This window comes from Chitinophaga sp. LS1 (assembly GCF_034274695.1).
GTDB lineage: Bacteria > Bacteroidota > Bacteroidia > Chitinophagales > Chitinophagaceae > Chitinophaga.
In genome coordinates this window covers 3,691,631-3,714,847 of the sequence record NZ_CP128362.1, presented here as the reverse complement: position 1 = coordinate 3,714,847, position 23,217 = coordinate 3,691,631, and the positions used below count along the sequence as shown (strand labels likewise).

The window sequence follows — 23,217 nt, the reverse complement described above, 5'->3', positions numbered from 1 at the left end:
TTAAATATTTCTAAAAAAGGCATCCGGATCGGATGCCTTTTTTCTGAAAATAGTTTTCATTCCCCATTGGTGAATTCCCTCTTTCATGAATGTTTTTATTATAAGCTTGCAGTGATTATAAGCTAGTAGTCGCCTGGTCACACAACTCCTCTCCTTTTTTTGTATCACCGTGACTGATATATGATTTTCCCAGCATAAACCTTGCAAAGGCATTTTCTGGTTGAATGTTTAATAATTGCTGCCAGTAAGTGATCGCCTGCTGATAATCCCCATTTACATAACTATTCTGCGCAATCGCCTGAATGGCTGCTGTATCCTTTGGACGTAGGTCCAGACAGCGATGCAGGTGGCGAATACCTTTAATATATTGTTTGGATTGCAGACAGGCAGTACCTATGTGAAGATAATAATCTGCATCGCGTTTGTACCCATTGTCTGCTGCTGCTTCAAATGCCGATACGGCTTCGGCAAACTGCCGGTTATTAAAATAGATCACACCTAAAGCATAGTAGAAAAGTGGTTCCTTCGGTTCCTTTTCTATGGCTGCTTTGATGGTATGCAGGTAAGAGCTGTCGCCACCCGGACCGTCACTATGATAATATGTGATAGCTGGACATAAGGGTGGAAATTCCGTTTTGCATGGAATCAGAGAATAACGCGTGCGGCTGTAAGTAGTGTGCACAGTGAGCAATGCCAGCACAAGCATACATAGGATACGGATATACAACATAGGTTCGAGTAGTCCGTAAAGATAATCAAATTCTCTCTACTCCATATCTTCAGCAGTGAATCCGAATGGCAGCAGGTATTGGGCTGTCTGCAGGATGTACACTTTCCCGCTCTGTCCACTCATGATGATACGGATAGGTTTATGTTGCCTGTTTTCGTATTCAGAAATGGTCTGGCGGCAGATGCCACAGGGAGAAATGGGGGCGTCATTCTTACCACCGTTCTTGTTGTTATAACTAACAGCGATGGTATCGATGCCTACGCCGGGATATAAGGAAGACGCAGTTGACAAGGCCGTTCTTTCTGCACAGATACCTACAGGGTAACTCGCGTTTTCCTGGTTGGTACCGGGTACGGTTGCTCCATTCTCTAATTGAATGATGGCGCCTACGTAAAAATTGGAGTAAGGTGCATAGGCGTTTTCCGTGACTTTGCGGGCTTCGTTGAGCAGTTTTTCATCTGCCTGAGAGAGCTCGCTACTATCATTGTAAGAGGTGTATTCGAATGTAAATTTTTGATTGTCCATACCTGAAATTACGAAAAAAATGGATGAAAGGCCTGTAGCCAGCTACTTTGCACGATGATCATAGCTCAATGCTTCGGTCGCTTTCCACTTTCCATCGACCAATAGCCAGACGATTGTGAATCTCGCCACACCTGTCTGGTAACGGGGCTTTCCTTTCTCTGTGCTAAAAAAGGCATGGTCACCATTTTCAATAGCACCATAGAGTACACCATTGTTTGCCAATGGAAAGACCTGTAGTGTACCGGGAACTAAAAACCTTTCTAACTTATTCTCCTTTTTGCAGATGCCGGTTTGCATGCTTTCGATAAAGGCTGCTTTGCCAAAGGTGATACCCCCTTTATCATGATAAAAACGGAAATCATCTGCGAAGATGTCATTGTAGGGTGCGAGGTTGCAGGTGTTGAAACCGATATCGAAGATCAGGCTGTCACCCGTTTTGATGGCTTTATAAAGGGCGCTGGTATCGGCTACCTGGGCGAACAGATGACTACTGATCAAACAAAAACTACAAAGGAAGAAGGCTTTCATGTGTTATTGATTTTATAACACAAAGAACGGGAAGCGGGATAGGGAGACGAAAAAGAACTGACGAACTGAAGGAATACACTGACAAAAAACTCTTTTGAAGAAGGAATTCACCAACGGGAATAAAACCTATTCCCAACAAGACATTCATGAAAAAGGGAATTCACCAATGGGGAATGAAAAGCATTTTCAACACAAAAGCCATTGCCTGCGGCAATGGCTTTTGTGTTGAATTTTAATTGGACTACTTAATTGTTCTGAACAGACGGCTCCAGCGAATACTGCCTTTACCATAGCTCATCCAGATCAACCACGCTTTACCTACCACATGATCTTCCGGCACAAAACCCCAGTAGCGGGAATCCAGTGAGTTATCGCGGTTATCCCCCATCATCCAGTAATAGTTCATTTTGAATGTATAGGAGGTAGCAGGTTGGTCATTGATAAAGATCTGACCGTTCCTGTTTTCCAGCTTATTGCCTTCGTACACGCTGATAATACGGTCATAGAAAGCAATAGTAGTGGCATCGATCTTTACGGTTTCACCTTTCTTAGGAATGTACAGCGGGCCGAAATTATGTTCTGTCCAGTGGTAGTGTGCAGTATCATGTGGGAACACAGCCACTTCTTCAGGATTTGGATTTACAAATGGTACGAGGTTCGTTACCACCGGCCAGGACTTCAGGATCGCTGCTGCTGCTGGTGTCAGGTTGTACCTGTACTTAACAGAATCGTAAGGACCATCCGTACCTGCGTCGATATCCATTTCATCCAGACGGGAAGGGTTCAGGGCATCACCTGTAGTGGTTACCCAGTAACGGCGCTCACTTTCTGATGGAATAGGCGCCTGCTGCCCGTTGATGTATACAACACCTTCTTTTATAGTGAGGGTATCGCCTGCAACAGCCATACATCTCTTAATATAGTTTTCTCTTTTATCCACAGGGCGGGAAATCACGTGATTCTGCTCCCACACTGTTTCGCGGCCATAAGCACGCACCATCTGGTAGTAGCTCTGGTCCTGGTTTTCCAGGGCCACTGTATCACCTTCAGGGAAGTTGAACACCACTACATCATAGCGTTTTACATCAGAGAATCCAGGTAAACGTCTGTATTTCCAGTGTACTGCTTCAGAATAGGCTTTGGAATACTTTGTAAACGGCAGGGTGTGATGGGTAAATGGTACTGCCAGTGGCGTCATTGGGATACGTGGGCCGTAACTGATCTTGCTTACGAACAGGAAGTCGTTCACAAGCAAAGTTTTTTCCATAGACGGGGTAGGAATTGTATATGCCTCAAAAATAAAAGTGCGGATCAGGGTAGCAGCGATGATAGCGAATATGGCTGCATCAAACCACTCTCTTATTGCAGATTTTTTCTTCTTTGGCTGACCCTCGTTATTCTTCTTCCAAAAAGCCAGGTTCATTCAGATGGTGTTTAAGATAGTTAATTTTACAAATATAATATTCTGTTGTTTGCAAGCTACTGAATAACAGATAAAAGTTTTCTTAAAATATTTTAATACTGTTTAGTTCAGCTCGTTTTTTAGTATGTCGGTAATTTCCTTTGCCCGGTTATATACCATAAAGTGACCGCCATCGGGGATCACGTAATCCGCTTTGACAGTACTGATCGGTAAAGTTAGGTCTTTACCGCCATGGATGTGCACCAGAGAGGAAGGTATCACTTCATTTTCCCAACCGATGAGGATCTTTATGGCCCAACGGAGGTACACAAAGTCCGTATTTCTCGCATAATCCAGGAGTAATTCCTTCTCTGCCGGTGATTCTGCATTCAAAAAGAAGGGGATCATCAGGTCCCGGTGCTTTCCAAAAAGGATGGCATCCGGCAAAGCCAGTAACGTCAGCAGGCGGGTACGACGTACCAGGTTGAAATAGGCAGGGCGCTCTGCGGTGGTCTTGATACTGCTGATCAGGATCACTTTGCGCACAGGGCGCTGGCGGGCTATTTCGACTGATAGCATACCTCCCAGGGATACACCCACCAGGGTAATATCTTCATCGGCAGGAATATGTGCTGTCATGCGGGAAGCGTAGCCGGCAAGGGTTTCGTCCGGCAGTGGGGTGAGCCAGGGAATGAAATGGACGATATACTGATCCGGAAAAGTAATGTTCTGAAACACCCGTTCATCGGAGCCCATACCACTTAACAAGTATAGGTGTTTGGCCATGGTGATTAACAAATTGGAAAAAACGCTTCTGCTGAACAGCAGAAGCGTTTTTTAATATTATGCATTCACTTTCTTCTTTTCTCTGTTAGGCACTACATAGTCCACTACATCTTCAGAAGTGATGGTCTTGCCGGAAAGAATGACCAATCTCGCTACCACGTTGCCCAGTTCACGGATATTACCGGACCAGTTGTGGTTTTGGAGCGCTTTCATGGCATCCTTCTCAATACCTTTCTTTGCCATACCATATTCCTGACAGGCACTTTCCAGGAAGTGTTCTACCAGGGCAGGGATGTCGTCACGACGATCGTTCAGAGAAGGTACGTGAATCAGGATCACGGAGAGACGGTGATACAGGTCCAGACGGAAGTTCTTGTCTTCCACTTCTTTCAGCAGGTCTTTGTTGGTAGCGGCTACCACACGAACATCTACGCTGATCTCCTTATCGCCACCTACGCGGGTGATCTTACCTTCCTGCAAGGCACGGAGTACCTTGGCCTGTGCACTGAGGCTCATATCGCCAATTTCGTCAAGGAAGAGGGTACCACCGCTGGCCTGTTCGAATTTACCGATACGTTGCTTTACGGCAGAGGTGAAGGAACCTTTTTCATGACCAAAGAGCTCACTTTCTATCAGTTCGCTTGGAATAGCAGCGCAGTTTACTTCTATGATAGGGCCGGAAGCACGGTGGCTACGCTCATGGAGCCAGCGGGCTACCAGTTCCTTACCTACCCCGTTTTCACCGGTTACCAGTACACGGGCATCAGTAGGCGCCACCTTTTCGATGGTTTCCCTGATCTTCAGGATAGGAGCTGACTGGCCGATCATTTCCTGGGTTCTGTTCACTTTGCGGCGGAGTACTTTGGTTTCTGCCACCAGGGTACTTTTGTCCATCGCGTTGCGCAGGGTGACTAACAACCTGTTCAGATCCGGAGGTTTGGAGATATAATCATAGGCTCCTTTTTTCACGGCATCCACCGCTGTATCGATATTGCCATGGCCTGACACCATCACAATGGGAACATCCGGATTTGCTTCTTTTGCTTTTTCCAGAAATTCCAGCCCATCCATTTTAGGCATTTTAATATCGCAAAGGACCGCATCATACTGCTTTTCTTTGAACATCTTAAAGCCTTCGGCGCCGTCAGCAGCTTCGTCTACCTTGTAACCTTCGTAGCTTAAGATCTCCGACAGTGTTTTGCGGATACTTTTTTCGTCATCTATTATCAGAATGTTGGCCATATCTTGGTTTTGGTGAACAACAGGCAAAAATAATATAAAAAAGGATTGGGTAGCAAATCGGGTTTCATCGATCAATTTGATATTTATCTACTACTTTTATGGACTTTTACGTAATTTCAGGTATAGGAAGATTCACTATAGGCCTGTAATTCACTTGCATATGCAACAACTTTTAGAAGAATTAAGGAGAAGGCATCAGCAAGCTGCTGCAACCGCCTATCCCTCGACTAGCGCTGTAAACGAGTTTGCGAATAATTTTATCAACTGGTTATTTCCCGAATATCAGGGGAAAGTAATGCCAGATGTGGTGTTGTTAGAAGAATACGCGCATATGTTGCAATCCTCATTGCAACACCTTTTACAACCCATGCAACCACAATTGCCTGCGGATGCTGCTAAGTTGAGCCAGCAATTTATGGCGCAGGCGCCAGATATTTATGATTCATTGAATAAAGATGCAGAAGCATTGTTGCAGGGTGACCCTGCCGCTACCTGCCTTTATGAGGTAATCAGGGCATATCCCGGGTTTTATGCGATAGCATTTTACCGTATAGCCCATGCTTTACAAAAACTGCACGTCCCCCTCCTGCCCCGTATGATCACGGAACAGGCACATAGCCGTACTGGTATCGACATTCACCCTGCTGCGGTCATCGCTCCTTACTTCTGCATGGACCATGGCACTGGCATCGTGATTGGTGAAACCACCGAAATTGGTGCGCATGTAAAACTGTATCAAGGCGTTACATTGGGCGCCCTGAGTGTAGACAAGGATATGGCGAGGAGCAAAAGACACCCGACGATCGAAGATCATGTTGTAATTTATGCCGGCGCCACCATTTTGGGTGGAGATACCGTGGTAGGTCACCACAGCATTATCGGTGGTAATGTATGGCTGATCAAGAGCACGGACCCTTTCAGCAGGATCTATTATAGGGCGGACGGGAGTATGAACACAGTGAACGTGTGATAAAATTATATAACTGATGCAAGGAAAAGGAATATTGGATTTGGTAGGCAATACGCCTATGGTAACGCTGAAGAACATTAGCGCCAATCCGAATGTGACCATTCTGGCCAAGCTGGAAGGCAACAATCCGGGAGGTAGTGTGAAAGACAGGGCGGCCTATGGCATGATCAAAGGCGCACTGGACAGAGGGGAACTGAAGCCCGGTATTAAACTGATAGAAGCGACCAGCGGCAATACAGGTATTGCACTGGCTATGATCGCCAGCCTGTTTGGCGTAGAGATAGAACTGGTAATGCCGGAAGATGCTACCCGCGAAAGAGTATTGACCATGGAAGCCTTTGGGGCCAAAGTGATCCTCACGCCCAAGGAGCAATCTATGGAAGGGTCTATTGATTATGCCAATGCCCAGGTGGCCAAAGGCGGTTATCATATGCTGAACCAGTTCGGCAACCCTGACAACTATAACATGCACTATAAAACCACAGGACCTGAGATATGGAGAGATACCGAAGGTACGGTGACACATTTTGTAAGTGCCATGGGTACTACGGGTACCATTATGGGAGTGTCTAAATACCTGAAGGAGGTGAGTGAAGCGGTGCAGATCGTAGGTTGTCAGCCAACGGATGGGTCTAAGATACCTGGTATCCGGAAATGGCCGGAGGCTTACCTGCCAAAGATCTTTGATCGTCAGCGGGTAGACAGGATCATGGATATAGCGGAGGACGAGGCAAGAGCCATGACAAGGAGATTGGCGAAGGAAGAAGGGGTATTTTGTGGGATGAGTAGTGGTGGTGCGGTGTCTGCGGCGGAGCGGTTATCGAAGGAGCTGGATAAAGGCGTGATTGTATGTATTATTTGTGACAGGGGAGATCGGTATTTGTCTTCAGATTTATTTGGTTGAGAAATTTTTAGAAATTAAATTGATTTCGCTGGATGAAATTAATCTGACTTATTTTATTTGGTTTAAAATAAAAAAGCCGCCTCAATTGAGACGGCTTTTTCTATTTCCCTGAAATAAATTACTTCTTCATGTACATTACTTCCTTCACCAGTTTCACTGTTCTTTCGATATCCGGCAGGTACAGTTTCACCAGGTTTGGTGCGTAGTGCATAGGTGCATCCACTGCTGTGATGCGACGGATAGGCGCATCCAGGTAGTCAAAGCCTTCTTTCTGGATCCTGTAGGAGATCTCAGAAGAAATGCTGGCGAATGGCCACTGTTCTTCAACGATCACCAGGCGGTTAGTCTTTTTAACAGACTCCAGGATGGTGAACCAGTCCAGCGGACGGATGGTACGGAGGTCGATCACTTCAGCTTCGATACCTTCTTTAGCCAGTTCTTCAGCTGCACCCAGTGCAACTTTCATCATTTTATTGAAAGAAACGATGGTAACGTCTCTACCAGCGCGTTTGATATCAGCTTTCCCGATAGGGATGATGTATTCTTCTTCAGGCACTTCACCCATATCACCGTACATCTGCTCACTTTCCATGAACACAACCGGGTCGTTGTCGCGGATAGCCGCTTTCAGCAGACCTTTAGCATCGTATGGGTTGGAAACAGATATCACCTTTAAACCTGGGATATTTGCATAGTAACTTTCAAAAGCAGTGGAGTGCTGAGCACCCAGCTGACCAGCGGAACCGTTAGGGCCACGGAATACGATCGGGCAACCTACCTGTCCACCACTCATAGCGAGCATTTTAGAAGCAGTATTCAGGATCTGGTCCAGGGCCAGTACGGCGAAGTTCCAGGTCATGAATTCCAGAACAGGACGAAGTCCGTTCTGAGCAGCACCTACACCGATTGCTGTGAAACCCAGCTCGGCGATAGGGGTATCAATCACTCTTTTTTCCCCAAATTCATCCAGCATTCCCTGGCTAACTTTGTAGGCTCCGTTATATTCGGCTACTTCCTCTCCCATCAGGAAAACCCGCTCGTCACGGCGCATTTCTTCCTGTAAGGCTTCTCGTAAGGCTTGTCTGAAAGCTATCTGACGCATGCTGTTACTCTTAAAGTTTGAAAGATAAATGCCTTTGGCTTTTCCCAAAGGCAGGGGCAAAATTATTGTTTAATGGTGAAAAAAGCAAAGATTAATTACCTCCTCCCCGACGTACCGTCGGGGAGGAGGTAATTAACTAAATAATATAAATTATATATATATTAGTGCCGAATTATCCTTACCTATGTTTACCATTACCGTCCTGGCTATCTGCTTCCTCGCAGCCATTTCCTGCAAAATTAAGAAGGTGAAAGCCCCTGTGATCACCCAACTGATGTGGTATTTCCATCTCACCATGCTATTTTTTGCTGTCCTGTCCGTGATCTTACTGATTAGCGGGTACGGTTTTAAAGGTACCTATACGGAACGGATATTTTTCACTCTTTATGCAGGTTCGGCCATTATATTATATGGTCTGACCCAACCTGAGGTATCCGGAAAGCGGGTATACCTGGCGGCATTTTATGGTTTTCCCTTTGTCATGGCAGTCGGGTTACTCCTGCCGCCGCTGCGTACACTGGCGGTAATTGCCGGTTTGGGGTTATTGTCTGACTCCCGGATGGAAAGGTACCAGATCGATGAAGATTTTGCCCTGCAAACCAAGTCAATAGACATTATAGACCGGCACCCGACATTTAGCCTTGTGCAGGATAAGTTCTTTTTATTTGAAAAGATCACCAGCGATGTGATTATGCCTGAGAAGAATGTGCTGGCGGTAAAGATGGAAAAAAGAGGACAGGATAGCGTGTGGTTGCACCTGAATATGGTGGAAGATGCAGGGAAGCTGGCGAAACTGGATACGACTTTAAGTTTATATAGATAAAAGGATCTGCCATGAGGCAGATCCTTCTTTTTTTATACTCTTTCGATGATGATAGCACTCGCTCCTCCTCCCCCATTACAAATCCCGGCTACACCATACTTCGCATTATTCTGATGCAAAATGGAATTCAGGGTTACCACGATCCTCGCTCCACTACACCCGACCGGGTGCCCTAAAGCCACTGCTCCACCCCATACATTTACTTTGTTCATATCCAGGCCCAGATCCCGCTGGTTCGCAATCGGCACACAGGAAAATGCTTCATTAATCTCAGCAAAATCCATCTGGTCAATTGTCATACCTGCTTTCTTCAGTGCATTATTCACCGCCTTTACCGGGGTAGTGGTGAACCATTCCGGTGCCTGCGAGGCATCTGCAAAACTGATAATCTTTGCCAATGGCTTCAGACCAAGTTCTTGCAGCTTCTCTCCGCTTACCAATACGACGGCGGCAGCTCCATCATTAATATTGGAAGCATTTGCAGCTGTAATGGTACCGTCTTTCTGGAATGTGGGTTTTAGTGTTGGGATCTTTTCGAAGTTAACCTTTTTATAATCTTCATCTTCGGCGACTGTAACGACTGTTTTTCCGGGGATTTCTACTGGTACGATCTCGTCTTTAAAATATCCTTTCTCAAATGCTGCTGCTGCCAGTTTGTAACTACGCGAGGCATATTCGTCCTGTTCCTCCCGCGATATCCTGTATTCAGTAGCACAGATCTCGGCGGCATTGCCCATGTGAAAATCTTTGTAAGGATCCCACAGCCCATCGCGGATGATGCCATCCGACAAGGTGCCATGGCCTAACTTATACCCGTTCCTCCCCTTATCCAGGTAGTAAGGTACTGCACTCATATTCTCCATTCCACCAGCTACCACCACATCATTATCACCCAGCATAATACTCTGGGCGCCCAGCATGATGGATTTCATGCCGGAAGCACATACCTTATTTACCGTAGTACAAGGTACTGTATTTGGTAAACCGGCATAAATACTTGCCTGATTGGCAGGTGCCTGTCCCAGGTTGGCACTGAGTACATTGCCCATAAATAATTCATTGACAGCACTTGCTGCCACACCGGCTTTTTCCAAAGCGGCTTTGATTACAATTGCTCCCATCCGGGTAGCTGGCAGGGTCGACAAGGCGCCATTAAACGAGCCTATGGGGGTACGCACAGCGGCGACTATAAATACGTCTTTCATTCCGTGAATTCTTTAAGATTGATTTGGTGACTATCAATCAAATATAACGGAATCAGAAACGGTATCCAAACTTCAGGCAGATTGGGATGTATGCATATTGCTTAGGTTCCAGAAAATCAAATTTATCAAAGAAACCAAGATCTGTTGCACTGTGGTTCCGGTTGTTCCTGTTGGGCCATTACCCGCAGTGCAAGCAAAAGGGATGTGCAAATGAGTAATGTTCTTTTCATATTAAAAACGATATCCGAATCTTACTTTAAATGGAATGTCTGGTAATGCCCCACCGCCGTCATCGACATGAAACCAATCATTGCCTTCTTTATAAGCTGTTTCCGGCGGCGGTCCCTGTGTGTAGTGTTTCCACTTCCATTTCAGGCCTACGCCAACAGATGCTTCGAAGAAAAACTTTTCATTCTTGCCACCAAAGTTAGACTGAAATCCAAAGCGACCTCCCAGTGCAAACACCTGTTTCTGCTGTTCGTATTTTACCAGTTCTTCATACACCTGGCTACCATCTTCAATATGGGGTACGATATAATTCTCGTAATTATTTACCTGCTTATATAATGCCTGTGCAGCAAAGAACCACTTATAATGTTGATGCCTGCCAGGGAAAAAAAACTTTACATCCGGCGTGATGCGAAAGCCATAATTTTCTCTGTCGTATTTATTCATGTTGTATAAAATCCACTGCCCTTCCAGCGCTGCACTGATATTATTTTTGATACGGTATTCAAAACCCAGGGCAGGTCCACCATCGGGTTCTGTAAAGGAGACTACATTGACGAATACGCGTAACCCCGTTAATTTTTGTTGTGCTTTCACTGTTGTCATACAGCATAGCAGCAATATGAGAAAGTAAATTTGTTTCATAGATACATCAGTTTGAAAGCTGTGAAATCAATTTCGGGCTTTGAGGATTGGAGATGTCATAACAATCCAGTGAGGTCTTACTCCTGCCATACAGCTTTGTACCGCCGATCTGCAGGGAATAATACACCTTATCAGGAAAGGTGGTTTTCACCAGGTTGGTGGCCAGATCTATTACGCCCAAACCCTGGCTCTCCATGGAGGCATATACCGTATTTTCAGTCACAGCAAATGCATTTACATTCTGAGCGGCCAATGCCGTGGGGATACTAGTGGTATTGTTGCCAGTAAGGGTGTACATCCTTACATGGTCATCCGGATTATCGCCGTTACAGGAGTAGCCTGGTTTATCTACAACGAATGCTTTATCGCCATATAAGGTCACCTTATTGCAGGTGCTCCATTGCCAGTAAAAGCCGGATGAATTGAACCCTCCGGAAGAGACATCATACACCACTGTACCATAATAATTATCACGGCATACGACGAGGTTATTATTGTACAGGTACATGGTGTCTGCCGTCATGCTCAGATTCTCACGACCGGTTTCCACAGGTGTGGCAGGCTGAGAAAGGTCATAATTCACGACAGCATCATTGTCTGCAATGTACAGGTGATTGCCATTAACGACAATACCTGCCTGGGCTACCGATTTGGAGGATGCGATGTAACTCAGGTTGGCGGGTGCAGGATCTACGGCCATCAAAACGGGTACTATCAGTATGAATATATAGAGTATGTAAATTTTCTTCATTATCGACGACATTTTGCGGAGGTTCCTGTAAGATCTTCACTCAGTTTCCAGGACACGATCGTGCCTTTGGTAGAATCGGCGCAAATAAATAATACGCCTGTAAAGGGTGGGTAATCGTTCAGGTGCCAGGCTTTGGAAATGCGGTTTGTTTCCTGCAGATTATTAAAGCTATTCAGGCGAATGGTGACAAGGTCATCGTAGTTACTGACGTACAGGTAATCACCTTTGATAGCGGCTGCGCGGAAGCCGGGGATGCTGATGAAAGCCAGTTTTTTAGGATGGACAGGGTCCTGGTAGGAAATAACATGTAAGCCTGCGTCTTTTTCTTCTTCCAGTACATAGTCGCCGGAAGTATAGAGGTTTCCACCATTGATAGTGGACTGAGGTGATAGAAAGCGAACAAGCTTTGCGTTAGGGTCTGCATTATAAACGGGCTCGTAGGGGGTTTTACTGGTGTCCCACTCATTGTCAGAGCCACAGGCATTTAAGAGCAACAGTACCCCGAACAGCGTACAGAATAACAGTCGGGTAGGCATAAAGATTTTTTAAATAAAGCGGATCATTGGGGGTAGATGTTACTATTTATTTAAGATATTAACATGTCTTTAACTGAATTGGCTTGCGGCAGCAAGGAAGATCGCAATTATTCCGGCTGGCGCCAGTGGAAAAGAGGCTTTGCCGTCATCCTTTCATTCAAAAAAAATGCTCCTGCCTTTCGGCAGAAGCACTCTTTAGTTTGGCGGGAGATTTGACTAAATCACCATCCTGTGTTGTTCGGCAATGCTGCCGTATTCACAGAAATTTCGGACTGTGGTACCGGCCAGAGATAATCGCGGGGATTGGTAAATTTCCTTGTTTCAATCACCACATTGCTACCATAATCAGAACGGGTAGCATCATAATTATTCAGGATACCATGCGCGACTCCCGGCATCACTGTCTCAGCTATTTTCCAGCGACGGATGTCGAAAATGCGGTTGTCTTCCATTGGGAACTCCACATGTCTTTCACGACGTACCACTTCTCTCAGTGCTGCCTGTGTAGGAGCGGTCGTTGCCGTTACCGCAGGCATACCTACACCCGGACGCTGTCTTACCAGATTGATCGCATCATATACAGACTGGTCGATCTGGTTCAGTTCGATCTTTGACTCTGCATAGGTGAGCAATACTTCTGCATAGCGTATCAGCACCATGTCATTGTAAGAGTTACTATCCCAGTTACCATCAATATCGGTAGGTACATATTTCTTATAATAATAACCAGTGAATGAAGCATTGTTTTTACCTAATGCATCCAGGCCATTCTTATTTGTTACATCAATCACCACACCATTCAGGGTATCACCCGGTGTTACCACTACTTTTCTCAAACGTGGGTCACGATTTTTGAAAGGGTTCGCTGCATCATACAGCGGTGACTGATCGATCGGCAAACCGTCTGTACATTCATACGCATCTACCAGTGACTGCAATGGAACTACCTGTGACCATCCACCCATTGAAGGACCACCTACCCAGGTAGCCATTGCACTTGGATGTGTTGTCTTTACATAACCAGCAGTTAAAATGAGTTCCAAACTGTTCTTGTTTGAACCATTAAACAGACTGTTGTAGTTCGCATCGATCTGGTAATACCCCAGGTCCATCACTGCCTTTGCAGCAGTAGCCGCATTGGTATAATCACCTTCATACAGCAGTGTACGTGCTTTCAGTGCTAACGCTGCACCACGGGTAATTCTACCCTGATCAGCAGTACCGTAGGATATAGGCAGATCTGGTGCAATGGCATCCACTTCGTCTACAATCCACTTGGCAACAGTAGCGCGTGGTGTACGTGCAATAGAAAATTCAGCTGTAGTAGGCGTATGATCTCTGAACACCACATCACCATACAATCCTATCAGCTGCTGATAAGCATATGCACGGATAAAACGGGTTTCACCTTTCAGACGTGCTTTCAGGTCAGCATCCATAGTCACCCTGTCTATATTATCCATCACATCATTGCAGGTGGCAATCATATGATATAGATTACTCCAAAAATTTGCGAAGGTACCTGTACTGATAGAAGCACTTCCGTTACCTACCAGCCTCACATCACTTGGCCAGTCGCTCCAGCTGTAGCTATCATCTGTAGCACAGGAAATGAAGATACGGTTATCCACATCACCGAGACGGGTATAACAATTGTTCACAGCATTGGTGGCATCTGTAGCAGTAGCCCAGTAAGTTGCCTGGCTGGTACTGGATTGTGGCTGATCGTCCAGTTGTTTATTACAACCGGCAAATGCGATTCCACCCAGCATGATTAATATCGATAATTTCTTCATGGCTTACTAAATTTAGAATGACACATTTAATCCGAAAGTGAAGGTCTTTACCTGTGGGTAATACCTGCTATCGTTTGGAGACTCCGGATCTATATCATTAGGCAGTGAAGAGAAGGTAAGCAGGTTAGCACCACTTACATACACACGGCATCTGTCAAATCCTGATTTACCCAAAATATTGGATGGCAGAGAATAACCCAGCTGTACTGTTTTCAGACGCAGATACGCACCACTCTTTACCCAGTAGGAAGAAGCCTGGTAGTTCTGTGTAGTCGTGAGCAGTCTTGGGAAAGCAGCACCTGTATTGGTAGAAGTCCAGCTATCCAGGTGTTCTTCTCTAAAGTTACCATCATTGCTGATAGGCGCTTTTTCTATGGGCATGGTCATGATATCTACTTTACCTACACCCTGGAAGAATGCAGAGAAATCGAAGTGCTTGTAAGATGCACCCAGGTTGAAACCGTATGTAAAGCGAGGCATGGTGTTACCGAGATACACCATATCACCACCTTTTCTATCCAGCGACTGAGTGATGGTACCATCACCATTGATGTCTTTGTAGATCAGGTCACCAGGGCCTGTTGTACCAACGGTTTGTTTGGCATGACCAGCTACCTGTTCTGCTGTCTGGAAGATACCTTCTGATTTATAACCATACAGCGCATTGATTGGCTGACCGGTTACAGTGCCTGTGTAAATGTAGTTGGTGTTTGCACTGATCTGGTCAGAACCTTTTACATCCAGGATCTTGTTGTGTACATCAGAGATGTTGAAACCAACGTTGTATTTAAATCCTTTTTCACCGATTGAGTTATGGTAGTTCATACCCAGTTCCCAACCAATGTTCTGTACTTTGGCTGCATTCATAGCAGAAGGGCTCAGACCTACAGAAGATGGGATAGGCAGTGTCATGAGAATGTTATCAGTCGTTTTGTTATACCAGTCGAAAGTAACATCCAGTTTTTTCAGGATCGTCGCATCCAGACCGATATCTGTCATGGTGCTGGTTTCCCAGGTCAGACCACTGTTTGGATAGATACTGATACCCGCAGTTGGGTTCAGCACACCACCGAAAGGATAGCTACCATAGCTATAAGTAGTCTGGTAAGGATAGTTGTAAGAAGTAGGATCATCACTTACAACCACCTTATCATTACCTAACTTACCCCATGAACCACGTAATTTCAGGTCATTCAGCCAGCTTATATCCTGCATAAATGATTCCTGTGACACTCTCCAACCCAGTGAGAAGGAAGGGAATGTACCCCACTTCTGACCGTCCGGGAAGCGGGAAGAACCATCACGACGAATGTTTGCTTCGAACAGGTATTTCTCATCGTAGTTATAGTTCAATCTGCCAAAGAAGGATACCAGGTTATATTCCATGGCATAACCTTCTGTGCTTTGGCCGGATTGTTCACCACCATTGAGCTGGGAGGTACCAGTTGCGAGATTCTTTCTGAAACCGTTCAGGTAATCGGTGGTTTCATTCAGTTGTGAAGCACCGCCTAACAGTTTGAAATAATGTTTACCGATTTGTTTGGTGTATTCTGCCAATGCCTGGAAGTTTTTGAACCAGTAGCCCTGTGCTTCCTTGGTCAGGTCGTTCTGACCTAATTGCAGAATAGTGGAATTAGTAGGATGATCTGTATAATAGTTCAGCGTTTTGTCGCGGAGGGAGTTGTAATCAGACTGGTAGTTCACGGCTGCGGTACCTGTCAGTTTTAATCCTTTAGCAAGGTCGTAAACGCCTTTGAAGTTGCCGGAGAAGAGGTTACTCTTGTAGTTGTACAATCCACCTTCCTGCTGTAAGCGGATGGGGTTCTGGCCACCTCTTACAATAGCCCAGGTACCATCTTTATACTTGTTCGCCGTAAGTGGGTTGATCACTGCACCCTGGCCAAACTGGTACCATGCGGAACCAGATACGCCCTGTGGTTCATTTCTGTCATTCATACGTGCAGAGATATCTGCACTGAATGTTAGTCTTTTCGTCACATTGATATCTGTGTTCAGGCGAACGGTAATTCTGTTGAAGTCCATGTTGGTGATCAGGCCTTTCTGATCGAAATAGTTAGCAGAGAAATGGTATTTCACATTTTCAGAACCCCCTGCTATACCCAGGCTATGCTCCTGTTGAAACCCGCTACCGGTCAGGATTTTCTTAAGCCAGTAGTTGTCGGGATAAAGATCGGTATCACGGTTAGGGTCGTCGTAGGCAGAGATCTGCGAATCAGAATAAACCGCAGCGCCACCCGTGTTGATGGCGGTCTGATTCACCAGTTTCATAAAATCCTTTGCACCTACATATTTTGCAAGACGGGCAGGATTCTGCCAGCCAAAATAATTGGAATAGCTCACTTTCGCTTTGCCGGTGGTACCTCTTTTAGTGGTGATGAGGATCACACCATTTGCAGCTCTCACACCATAGATAGCAGCGGCAGCAGCATCTTTCAGTACAGAATAGGTAGCGATATCATTGGCGTCGACATCATTCATACTCATCTGGATACCATCTACCAGCACCAGCGGATCAGTGTTGTTCAGTGTACCGACACCACGGATCCTGATCGTACCCTGGTCAACACCAGGCTGACCGGAAGCAGTGGTAACGGTTACGCCCGGAGCAACCCCTTGCAGTGCTGTAGACACCTGGCCCACAGGTTTGGCGCTGATTTCCTTTCCATCGATGGCGGTTACCGCACCTGTGAGGTTTACTTTTTTCTGTGTACCATAACCTACTACAACGACTTCGGACATGCTTGTTACATCCGACATCAGTTTTACATTGAAGGTCGTGGTACCATTTACAGGTACTTCCTGTTTTACATAACCGATAAAGGAGAATTCCAATACAGCGGTCGCATCAGGAACATTCAGTTTCCATGCACCGGTAGCATCTGTAGTAGTACCAATGGTGGTACCTTTTACCAGTACCGTTACACCTGGAATGGGTTGACCTTTATCATCGGTCACCACACCTGTAACGGGTATGGCTCTCAGCGAGGTAGCAGTGATGGTTTCGGGAGTAATGGATGAAGAAGCGACTGTGTTTAAATCGCCATTGGAAGTAGTTGGCGTAGCAGGTTCATCATCCTGTGCAAAGATGATATAGAAACCTTCTCCGAGTTTTTTATAACGCAGTTTGTTAGGAACGGTAATAGTTTTCAGCTCATCTTCGAGGGAAGCTGTGCTTTCTTCTACGTTCGACAACTGCAATTTGGCCAGCTTGCTTTTGTACATGAAGTGTACATTGTACTTGAGCTCCAGCTTGTCAAGAACTGTTTTCAGCGATTTAGTCTGCGTTCTTTCGAAAGGAGCAGTGCCGGATTTCCCCAGCATAGCCAGGTCCTGGGCACTGGCAGGCATGTTATTTAAACATACCATGCCCATAGCCGCCATAAAGGCACTAACGAACTTGTTCATGTGAGTGTGGTTTGTGTTACTGTACTTAAAAGTCATAGGAAGTCCTGCTCCGCTATTAAGCGAATGAGCTACCACCTTTAAGCATGAATGAAATAAAAGCGCTGTTACTGTTGCATGCTGTTGTACACCAGCATACATCTCTTACGCATTGGTTGCTTTTCTTACTTTTTTTCTATTATTACTCTGTTGTTTTCCTTTTTGATCTTTACATGAAATAGTTCCGATAAACCTTCCAGCAACATATCCATTTGCTGACCGGGTACAGTGCCGGTGAACTGCTGGTGTAAAAGAGAGGAGTCCCTTATCTCTACAGTCACGCCATAGGTATCTTCCAGTTGCTGTGCCAGCTGGGCGAAGGTGGCATTTTCAAAATGAAGATTGCGCTTAGTCCAGGAAGTATAGGTCAGTGTATCTGTTTGCTTCCTTTGTACAATCTTCTGTTGCTGTTTGAATTCTACCAGGTCACCTGGCTGCATAACGATTGCTTTTTCTGGTTCTTTACTGCTATGCAGGCGGACTTTGCCTGAACTAAGCACTACCTGCATACGACCATGTCTGTCGATGAGATTAAAGGTGGTACCTAATACTTCTACCTGCATCCGGCTGGCAGTATTGACCAGAAAAGGCCGTGGAACGGGAGATTTCTGAACGGAGAACCAGGCTTCTCCTTCTATCCAGACTTCCCTGTTTTTCGATTGATCCCAATTATCATAATAGCGTAATGTACTATTGGCATTCAGGGTGATCACTGATTGATCTGGTAATACGACGGTACGTAGTTCTCCATAAGCTGTATGAATTACTTTAAGCTGTTGATGTTGATAAAAGGATACTCCAGCATAGGTCATCACTATCAACCCTGCGGTGACAGCAGCTACTTTTAGCATAGTGTAGATGCGGCGGCGTGGCTTGTAGGCGATGGTATTCATCACCGTTTCGTACAGTGCCGGCGATGCGGTGACATCACTTCCTTTTCCTTCTTCCAGGTCCTGCATGATCGATTCTTCCAGGTACTTTTTACCTTCATCCGTAGAGAACCAATCCAGAACAATTTTATATTCTTCTGGTGTACATTGATCCTGTCTGAACTTTTGTAAAAGATGCTGGTCGATAAGCGGCTTCATATATATAGTACTACACCTGAAGTTTAAGAAAGTATTATGTCCAGGAAAAAAAAAGTTTGTAAACGATTACAGAGAGGAGAAAAAGAAGTTTTAAAACTGACTTCAGTGCCTTGCTGGCCTGTGAATACTGGAACTTTACTGTATTGATACTCAGTCCTAAGCGCTGGGCGACTTCTTCGTTGGTGAGTCCCTGTTCGGATCTCATTTTAAAGATATGCTTCTTTTGGGCAGACAGGCTGTTAATGGCAGTATCTACCGCTTTTTTATAATCGTTGAATATGACGGCAGATTCGGTTTCCTGGTGAATTTCGCCTGCGTTGTAGGTGATCTCATAGTTTTTGACAAGCATACGCTTGTTGTTCCTGATGAGGTTCAGGATATAGAATTTGAGGGTTTTGAACAGGTAGTTGCGTACCCCCTGCAACGGATCGAGTGCGTCTCTGTGAGTCCACAGTCTGACGAACGTTTCGTGCACAGCATCTTCAGCAGCAGCTGCGCTTTTCAGGTATTTGAATGCTACACTGTACAGTAACTGGTGATAAGTAGCATACAAGTCCTCAAATGCGGAGTGGTCGCCGTTCTTCAGACGCGTGGCCAGAATTTGATCGTTGTTGATTTTTGATTCCATTCCGAGATAGATAAAATTAGGCTGGTTATGGAACTTTATTAAATGTAAAATTACCCATTACAGGTATTTTTTTATCAGATAGAGGGGTTTGGGGTTGATTATAAAGGCATTAATCCATTTTTGGGTGGAGAATTTCCTTTAATTTTAATGCAAAGCATGACAAACAATAATAAAATTCTTCTCATTTATATATAGAGATTATTAACGGTATATGAGTCAAATATACAATATAGTATCGCACCCGGCCAAAAATGCCTAATTTGCGGTGTGATATCGCAAGCAACCATACAACAGATTCTCGCCCGCATTGACATTGTAGAGATCGTCGGCAATTTCGTGAAGTTGAAAAAGAGAGGTGCCAACTACCTTGGCCTCTGTCCTTTTCACAATGAAAAAAGCCCGTCTTTTACCGTCACACCCAGCAAGGAAATCTACAAATGCTTTGGTTGCGGCGTCAGCGGAAATGCCATCAAATTCCTCATGGAGCATGAAAAATACTCTTATGTGGAAGCCCTCCGATGGCTGGCTCAACGCTACGACGTTACCGTAGAAGAGACGGAAGTCAGCGCAGAAGTCAAGCAACAGCAGCAACTGGCTGACAGTCTGTTTATTATTAACAACTTCGCCAGAGAATACTTTTCTAATACACTTTTTAATACCGACGAAGGTCAGAATGTAGGTCTCAGCTACTTTGAGGAAAGAGGTTTCACGCAGGAAACCATCCGCAAATTCCAGCTTGGATACAGCCTCAATGTATGGGATGCTTTTACCAAGGCCGCCATCGCCAAAGGTTATAACCTGGAATACCTGCAAAAAACAGGTCTGGTCACCGTCAGGAATGAACAACCCGGCGATAACTACCGTGGCAGGGTGATCTTCCCCATCCATAACCAGAGTGGTAAAGTATTAGGTTTTGGTGCGCGTATCCTCGTAAAGAACGACCGTGCCCCTAAATACGTCAACTCCCCGGAGAATGAGATCTATGTCAAAAACCGGGTGTTGTATGGTACTTACTTTGCCCGACATTCTATCGACAAACTGAATGAATGTTTGCTGGTGGAAGGTTATACCGACGTCATTTCCCTGCATCAGGCAGGGATTGAAAACGTGGTGGCTTCCAGTGGTACCTCCCTCACACAACACCAGCTGCGCCTTATTAAGAAATATACTAACAACCTCACTATCCTTTTCGATGGTGACAATGCCGGTGTAAAAGCGGCATTGCGTGGTTTGGATATGGCGATTGAGGAAGGGTTGAATGTGAAACTGGTATTGATACCTGATAAGGAAGATCCGGATAGTTATGTACAGAAAATAGGCGCAGACGCCTTCCGGCAATTTATTGCAGACAATAAGCAGGACTTCATCCTGTTTAAACTGCAAATTTCCATGCAGGATGCAGGTACTGATACGACCAAGAAATCCCAGCTGGTAAATGAAATTGCGGAGACCATCGCCAAGATCGATAAGACCGAAGACTTTACAAAACAACAGGATTATATCCGCCAGTGTAGCCAGGTACTGAAGATTGATGAACAAGGTCTGATCAACCTGGTGAATAAATTCATCAGAGAAAAATTCCAGAAAAAGGAACAGCAGTTTGCCAGAGACCAGGAGAAAAATACCCCTCCATCCGACGATGATCTCTCGCCGGAAGCTATTGCTGCCATGGAAGCCATGGAGAATGGTGGTGTGGTGTCGGACAACTTCTTTAACCCTGATGAAAGACAGGAAAGAGAACTGGTGAAAATACTGCTCCGTTTTGGAGATAAACCATTTAGTGAAGAAGATAAGAATAGTGTTGCAGACTATATTTTCCACTTGCCTTATGATTTTGAATCACTGGCAGATAATGAGATTGTAAAACGCATTCTGAGAGAGTATAAACAGATGTATGATGAGGATAACCTGCCGGATAAGAAATGGTTCCTGTATCATGCCGATCACGATGTAACGGCTATGGTAGTACAGATCATGGAAGATAAAGAGGCAGAGCTGAGTCCGAAATGGAAAGAAGAATTTGAGATTGAAACTGTGTATGGAGATAATGCTTACCTCAAGGATACGATATCTACTACGAATTATCTTATGCTACGAAAGATACGGAAGATGATCATGGAGAACCAGCAGGAGCTGGAGCGGGCTACGGATTTTGAGGCGCAGATCAATTGTATGAAAATGCATCAACACCTGAAGCAGTTAGAGAATGAGTTGACGAATGGATTGGGGACGGTGATATTTAGGTAATTTAAAAAGTGACATTCTGATAATCAAAAGAGCGCTTATACCTTCGGTACAAGCGCTCTTTTTGGAATTGGCCTGCGGCCAGCCAAAAGTTAGTTCTATTTTTCGCGTTCCCACACCTGGAAGGTCAGCGCATGTGCATGTCTCTCATCCTTCTCATGCCTTTCATTCTTCACCAGTTTCCACCCTGTCGGATCAAATGCAGGGAAATAAGTATCCCCATCTACCTCCGCATGCACCCTTGTCAGGTACAATCTATCTACAATTGGCAAAGCCATTTTGAAGATCTCCCCTCCTCCTGTTATGAAAATCTCTTCTGTACCAAAGGTCTTCGCCTTTTCAATACCCGCTTCCAGTGAAGGCACCACAATCAAACCAGGGCTGTTATAATCCTGCTGACGGGTGATCATGATATTCGGTCTGCCTGGCAATACCCTTCCTAATTCTTCAAATGATTTACGCCCCATGACAATTGGTTTTCCCATTGTCGTGTCTTTGAAATATTTCATATCCACAGGCAGGTGCCATGGCAAATGATTATGAATACCGATTACATTATTTTCTGAAGCAGCAACGATAATAGAGAGCATGTAGATAATTTAATGGGAGGAATAATGACTTATACTGCTACCGGCGCTTTGATATGAGGATGGAACTGGTAGTTTTCCAGCTCGAAATCTTCAAACTCAAAGGAGAAGATATCCTTTTTGTCAGGATTGATCTTCATTTGTGGCAGTGGATAAGGAGTACGGCTCAGCTGCAGCTTTGCCTGTTCTATATGATTGCTGTACAGGTGTACGTCGCCAAAAGTATGTACAAAATCACCTGGTTCCAGGTCACATACCTGTGCGATCATCATGGTGAGGAGCGCATAGGAAGCGATGTTGAAAGGAACACCCAGGAACACATCTGCACTACGCTGGTAGAGCTGGCAGCTGAGGCGGCCATCTGCTACATAAAACTGGAACAGGCAGTGGCAAGGGCTGAGTGCCATCTCTGGCAGATCGGCCGGATTCCATGCTGTTACAATAATACGACGGGAGTCAGGGTTCTTTTTGATCGTGTTGATCGCGTCGCTGATCTGGTCGATGACTTTACCATCTTTTGTTTCCCAGCTACGCCATTGTTTACCATAAACAGGTCCGAGGTCGCCGTTTTCATTGGCCCATTCATCCCAGATCCTTACGCCATTGTCTTTCAGGTATTTAATATTGGTATCGCCCTTTAAGAACCAGAGCAGTTCGTAGATAATGGATTTCAGGTGCAGCTTTTTGGTGGTAACCAACGGAAAGCCTTCCTGGAGATTAAAACGTAACTGAGCTCCAAAGCAGCTGACGGTTCCTGTACCAGTACGGTCGGTTTTTACGGAACCGTGGTCCAGGATATGTTGGAGTAAGTTGAGGTATTGTTCCATTCGGCAAAAATAAGAAAAAAAGAATCGCTTCCCGTGGAGGTGGCTCCAATCGTTTTTCGATACAAAATGCCTTACGGCCAGACGGTTAAGCAATACCATAGCTTCAGTACAGCTATAGCATAGCTTCGTTATCAAAAGAGTATCATAAGGGCATCAAAAGGGCACCTCAATATCCCAGGGATAATGAGGTGCCCTTATAGTGTACTTA

General features: G+C 45.2%; 21 protein-coding genes. 4 read left to right on the top strand and 17 right to left on the bottom strand.

All coding sequences use genetic code 11. The features are described from left to right. Positions 1–115: 115 nt before the first annotated feature. The 6 genes from QQL36_RS15375 to QQL36_RS15350 all read right to left on the bottom strand — a co-directional run bounded on the left by QQL36_RS15375 (position 116) and on the right by QQL36_RS15350 (position 5,213). Positions 116–730: a tetratricopeptide repeat protein gene (locus QQL36_RS15375; protein ID WP_321570181.1), complete on the bottom strand. Its 615-nt coding sequence runs from the start codon at positions 728–730 to the stop codon at positions 116–118. 36 nt (positions 731–766) lie between these two features. Continuing rightward, the gene (cdd, locus tag QQL36_RS15370; RefSeq protein ID WP_321570180.1) at positions 767–1,255 is read right to left on the bottom strand and encodes a cytidine deaminase; all 489 of its coding nucleotides are present in this window, start codon (positions 1,253–1,255) and stop codon (positions 767–769) included. A 42-nt stretch (positions 1,256–1,297) separates the two neighbouring features. Beyond that, on the bottom strand, positions 1,298–1,783 hold the full coding sequence (locus QQL36_RS15365; RefSeq protein WP_321570179.1) for a nuclear transport factor 2 family protein: 486 nt from the start codon (positions 1,781–1,783) through the stop codon (positions 1,298–1,300). Between the two features lie 241 nt (positions 1,784–2,024). Next, positions 2,025–3,206 (bottom strand): signal peptidase I, encoded by a 1,182-nt coding sequence (gene lepB, locus QQL36_RS15360; RefSeq protein WP_321570178.1) that lies wholly within the window; start codon positions 3,204–3,206, stop codon positions 2,025–2,027. Positions 3,207–3,308: 102 nt separating this feature from the next. After that, complete coding sequence (locus QQL36_RS15355) at positions 3,309–3,971, bottom strand: alpha/beta hydrolase (RefSeq protein WP_083720405.1); 663 nt, start codon at positions 3,969–3,971, stop codon at positions 3,309–3,311. Positions 3,972–4,028: 57 nt separating this feature from the next. Continuing rightward, positions 4,029–5,213 carry a sigma-54-dependent transcriptional regulator gene (locus tag QQL36_RS15350; RefSeq protein ID WP_083720406.1) on the bottom strand — a complete coding sequence of 395 codons (1,185 nt, stop codon included), beginning with the start codon at positions 5,211–5,213 and terminating at the stop codon, positions 4,029–4,031. Between the two features lie 160 nt (positions 5,214–5,373). Here QQL36_RS15350 and QQL36_RS15345 point away from each other — a divergent pair, with 160 nt between their 5' ends. Further along, positions 5,374–6,183 (top strand): serine O-acetyltransferase, encoded by an 810-nt coding sequence (locus tag QQL36_RS15345; RefSeq protein ID WP_083720407.1) that lies wholly within the window; start codon positions 5,374–5,376, stop codon positions 6,181–6,183. Positions 6,184–6,199: 16 nt separating this feature from the next. Next, entirely contained in the window at positions 6,200–7,087 is an 888-nt protein-coding gene (gene cysM / locus QQL36_RS15340; RefSeq protein WP_321570177.1) for a cysteine synthase CysM, read from the top strand. Between the two features lie 118 nt (positions 7,088–7,205). Here the strand turns inward: cysM and QQL36_RS15335 are convergent, their stop codons facing one another. Continuing rightward, complete coding sequence (locus QQL36_RS15335) at positions 7,206–8,189, bottom strand: pyruvate dehydrogenase complex E1 component subunit beta (protein ID WP_083720800.1); 984 nt, start codon at positions 8,187–8,189, stop codon at positions 7,206–7,208. Positions 8,190–8,373: 184 nt separating this feature from the next. Here QQL36_RS15335 and QQL36_RS15330 point away from each other — a divergent pair, with 184 nt between their 5' ends. Then, positions 8,374–9,012 (top strand): hypothetical protein, encoded by a 639-nt coding sequence (locus QQL36_RS15330; RefSeq protein ID WP_083720409.1) that lies wholly within the window; start codon positions 8,374–8,376, stop codon positions 9,010–9,012. Positions 9,013–9,044: 32 nt separating this feature from the next. Here the strand turns inward: QQL36_RS15330 and QQL36_RS15325 are convergent, their stop codons facing one another. From QQL36_RS15325 to QQL36_RS15290, 8 genes are all read right to left on the bottom strand, one after another. Then, entirely contained in the window at positions 9,045–10,217 is a 1,173-nt protein-coding gene (locus tag QQL36_RS15325) for an acetyl-CoA C-acyltransferase (RefSeq protein ID WP_083720410.1), read from the bottom strand. Positions 10,218–10,448: 231 nt separating this feature from the next. Further along, positions 10,449–11,090 (bottom strand): DUF3575 domain-containing protein, encoded by a 642-nt coding sequence (locus tag QQL36_RS15320; RefSeq protein WP_083720411.1) that lies wholly within the window; start codon positions 11,088–11,090, stop codon positions 10,449–10,451. A gap of 7 nt (positions 11,091–11,097) precedes the next feature. Next, entirely contained in the window at positions 11,098–11,841 is a 744-nt protein-coding gene (locus tag QQL36_RS15315; RefSeq protein WP_321570176.1) for a hypothetical protein, read from the bottom strand. Further along, on the bottom strand, positions 11,841–12,377 hold the full coding sequence (locus QQL36_RS15310; RefSeq protein WP_083720413.1) for a hypothetical protein: 537 nt from the start codon (positions 12,375–12,377) through the stop codon (positions 11,841–11,843). The genes QQL36_RS15315 and QQL36_RS15310 overlap by 1 nt, the downstream gene beginning before the upstream one ends. A gap of 221 nt (positions 12,378–12,598) precedes the next feature. After that, the gene (locus tag QQL36_RS15305; RefSeq protein WP_083720414.1) at positions 12,599–14,173 is read right to left on the bottom strand and encodes a RagB/SusD family nutrient uptake outer membrane protein; all 1,575 of its coding nucleotides are present in this window, start codon (positions 14,171–14,173) and stop codon (positions 12,599–12,601) included. 12 nt (positions 14,174–14,185) lie between these two features. After that, on the bottom strand, positions 14,186–17,599 hold the full coding sequence (locus QQL36_RS15300; RefSeq protein WP_083720415.1) for a SusC/RagA family TonB-linked outer membrane protein: 3,414 nt from the start codon (positions 17,597–17,599) through the stop codon (positions 14,186–14,188). Positions 17,600–17,760: 161 nt separating this feature from the next. Next, on the bottom strand, positions 17,761–18,723 hold the full coding sequence (locus QQL36_RS15295) for a FecR family protein (RefSeq protein WP_083720416.1): 963 nt from the start codon (positions 18,721–18,723) through the stop codon (positions 17,761–17,763). A 34-nt stretch (positions 18,724–18,757) separates the two neighbouring features. Further along, complete coding sequence (locus tag QQL36_RS15290; protein ID WP_083720417.1) at positions 18,758–19,351, bottom strand: RNA polymerase sigma factor; 594 nt, start codon at positions 19,349–19,351, stop codon at positions 18,758–18,760. A 267-nt stretch (positions 19,352–19,618) separates the two neighbouring features. Here QQL36_RS15290 and dnaG point away from each other — a divergent pair, with 267 nt between their 5' ends. Beyond that, the gene (gene dnaG, locus QQL36_RS15285; RefSeq protein ID WP_083720418.1) at positions 19,619–21,598 is read left to right on the top strand and encodes a DNA primase; all 1,980 of its coding nucleotides are present in this window, start codon (positions 19,619–19,621) and stop codon (positions 21,596–21,598) included. Between the two features lie 95 nt (positions 21,599–21,693). On the opposite strand, the gene QQL36_RS15280 is transcribed toward dnaG, so the two are convergent. Beyond that, entirely contained in the window at positions 21,694–22,185 is a 492-nt protein-coding gene (locus tag QQL36_RS15280; RefSeq protein WP_083720419.1) for a dihydrofolate reductase, read from the bottom strand. Between the two features lie 29 nt (positions 22,186–22,214). Beyond that, positions 22,215–23,009 (bottom strand): thymidylate synthase, encoded by a 795-nt coding sequence (locus QQL36_RS15275; protein ID WP_083720420.1) that lies wholly within the window; start codon positions 23,007–23,009, stop codon positions 22,215–22,217. Between the last annotated feature and the right edge of the window lie 208 nt (positions 23,010–23,217).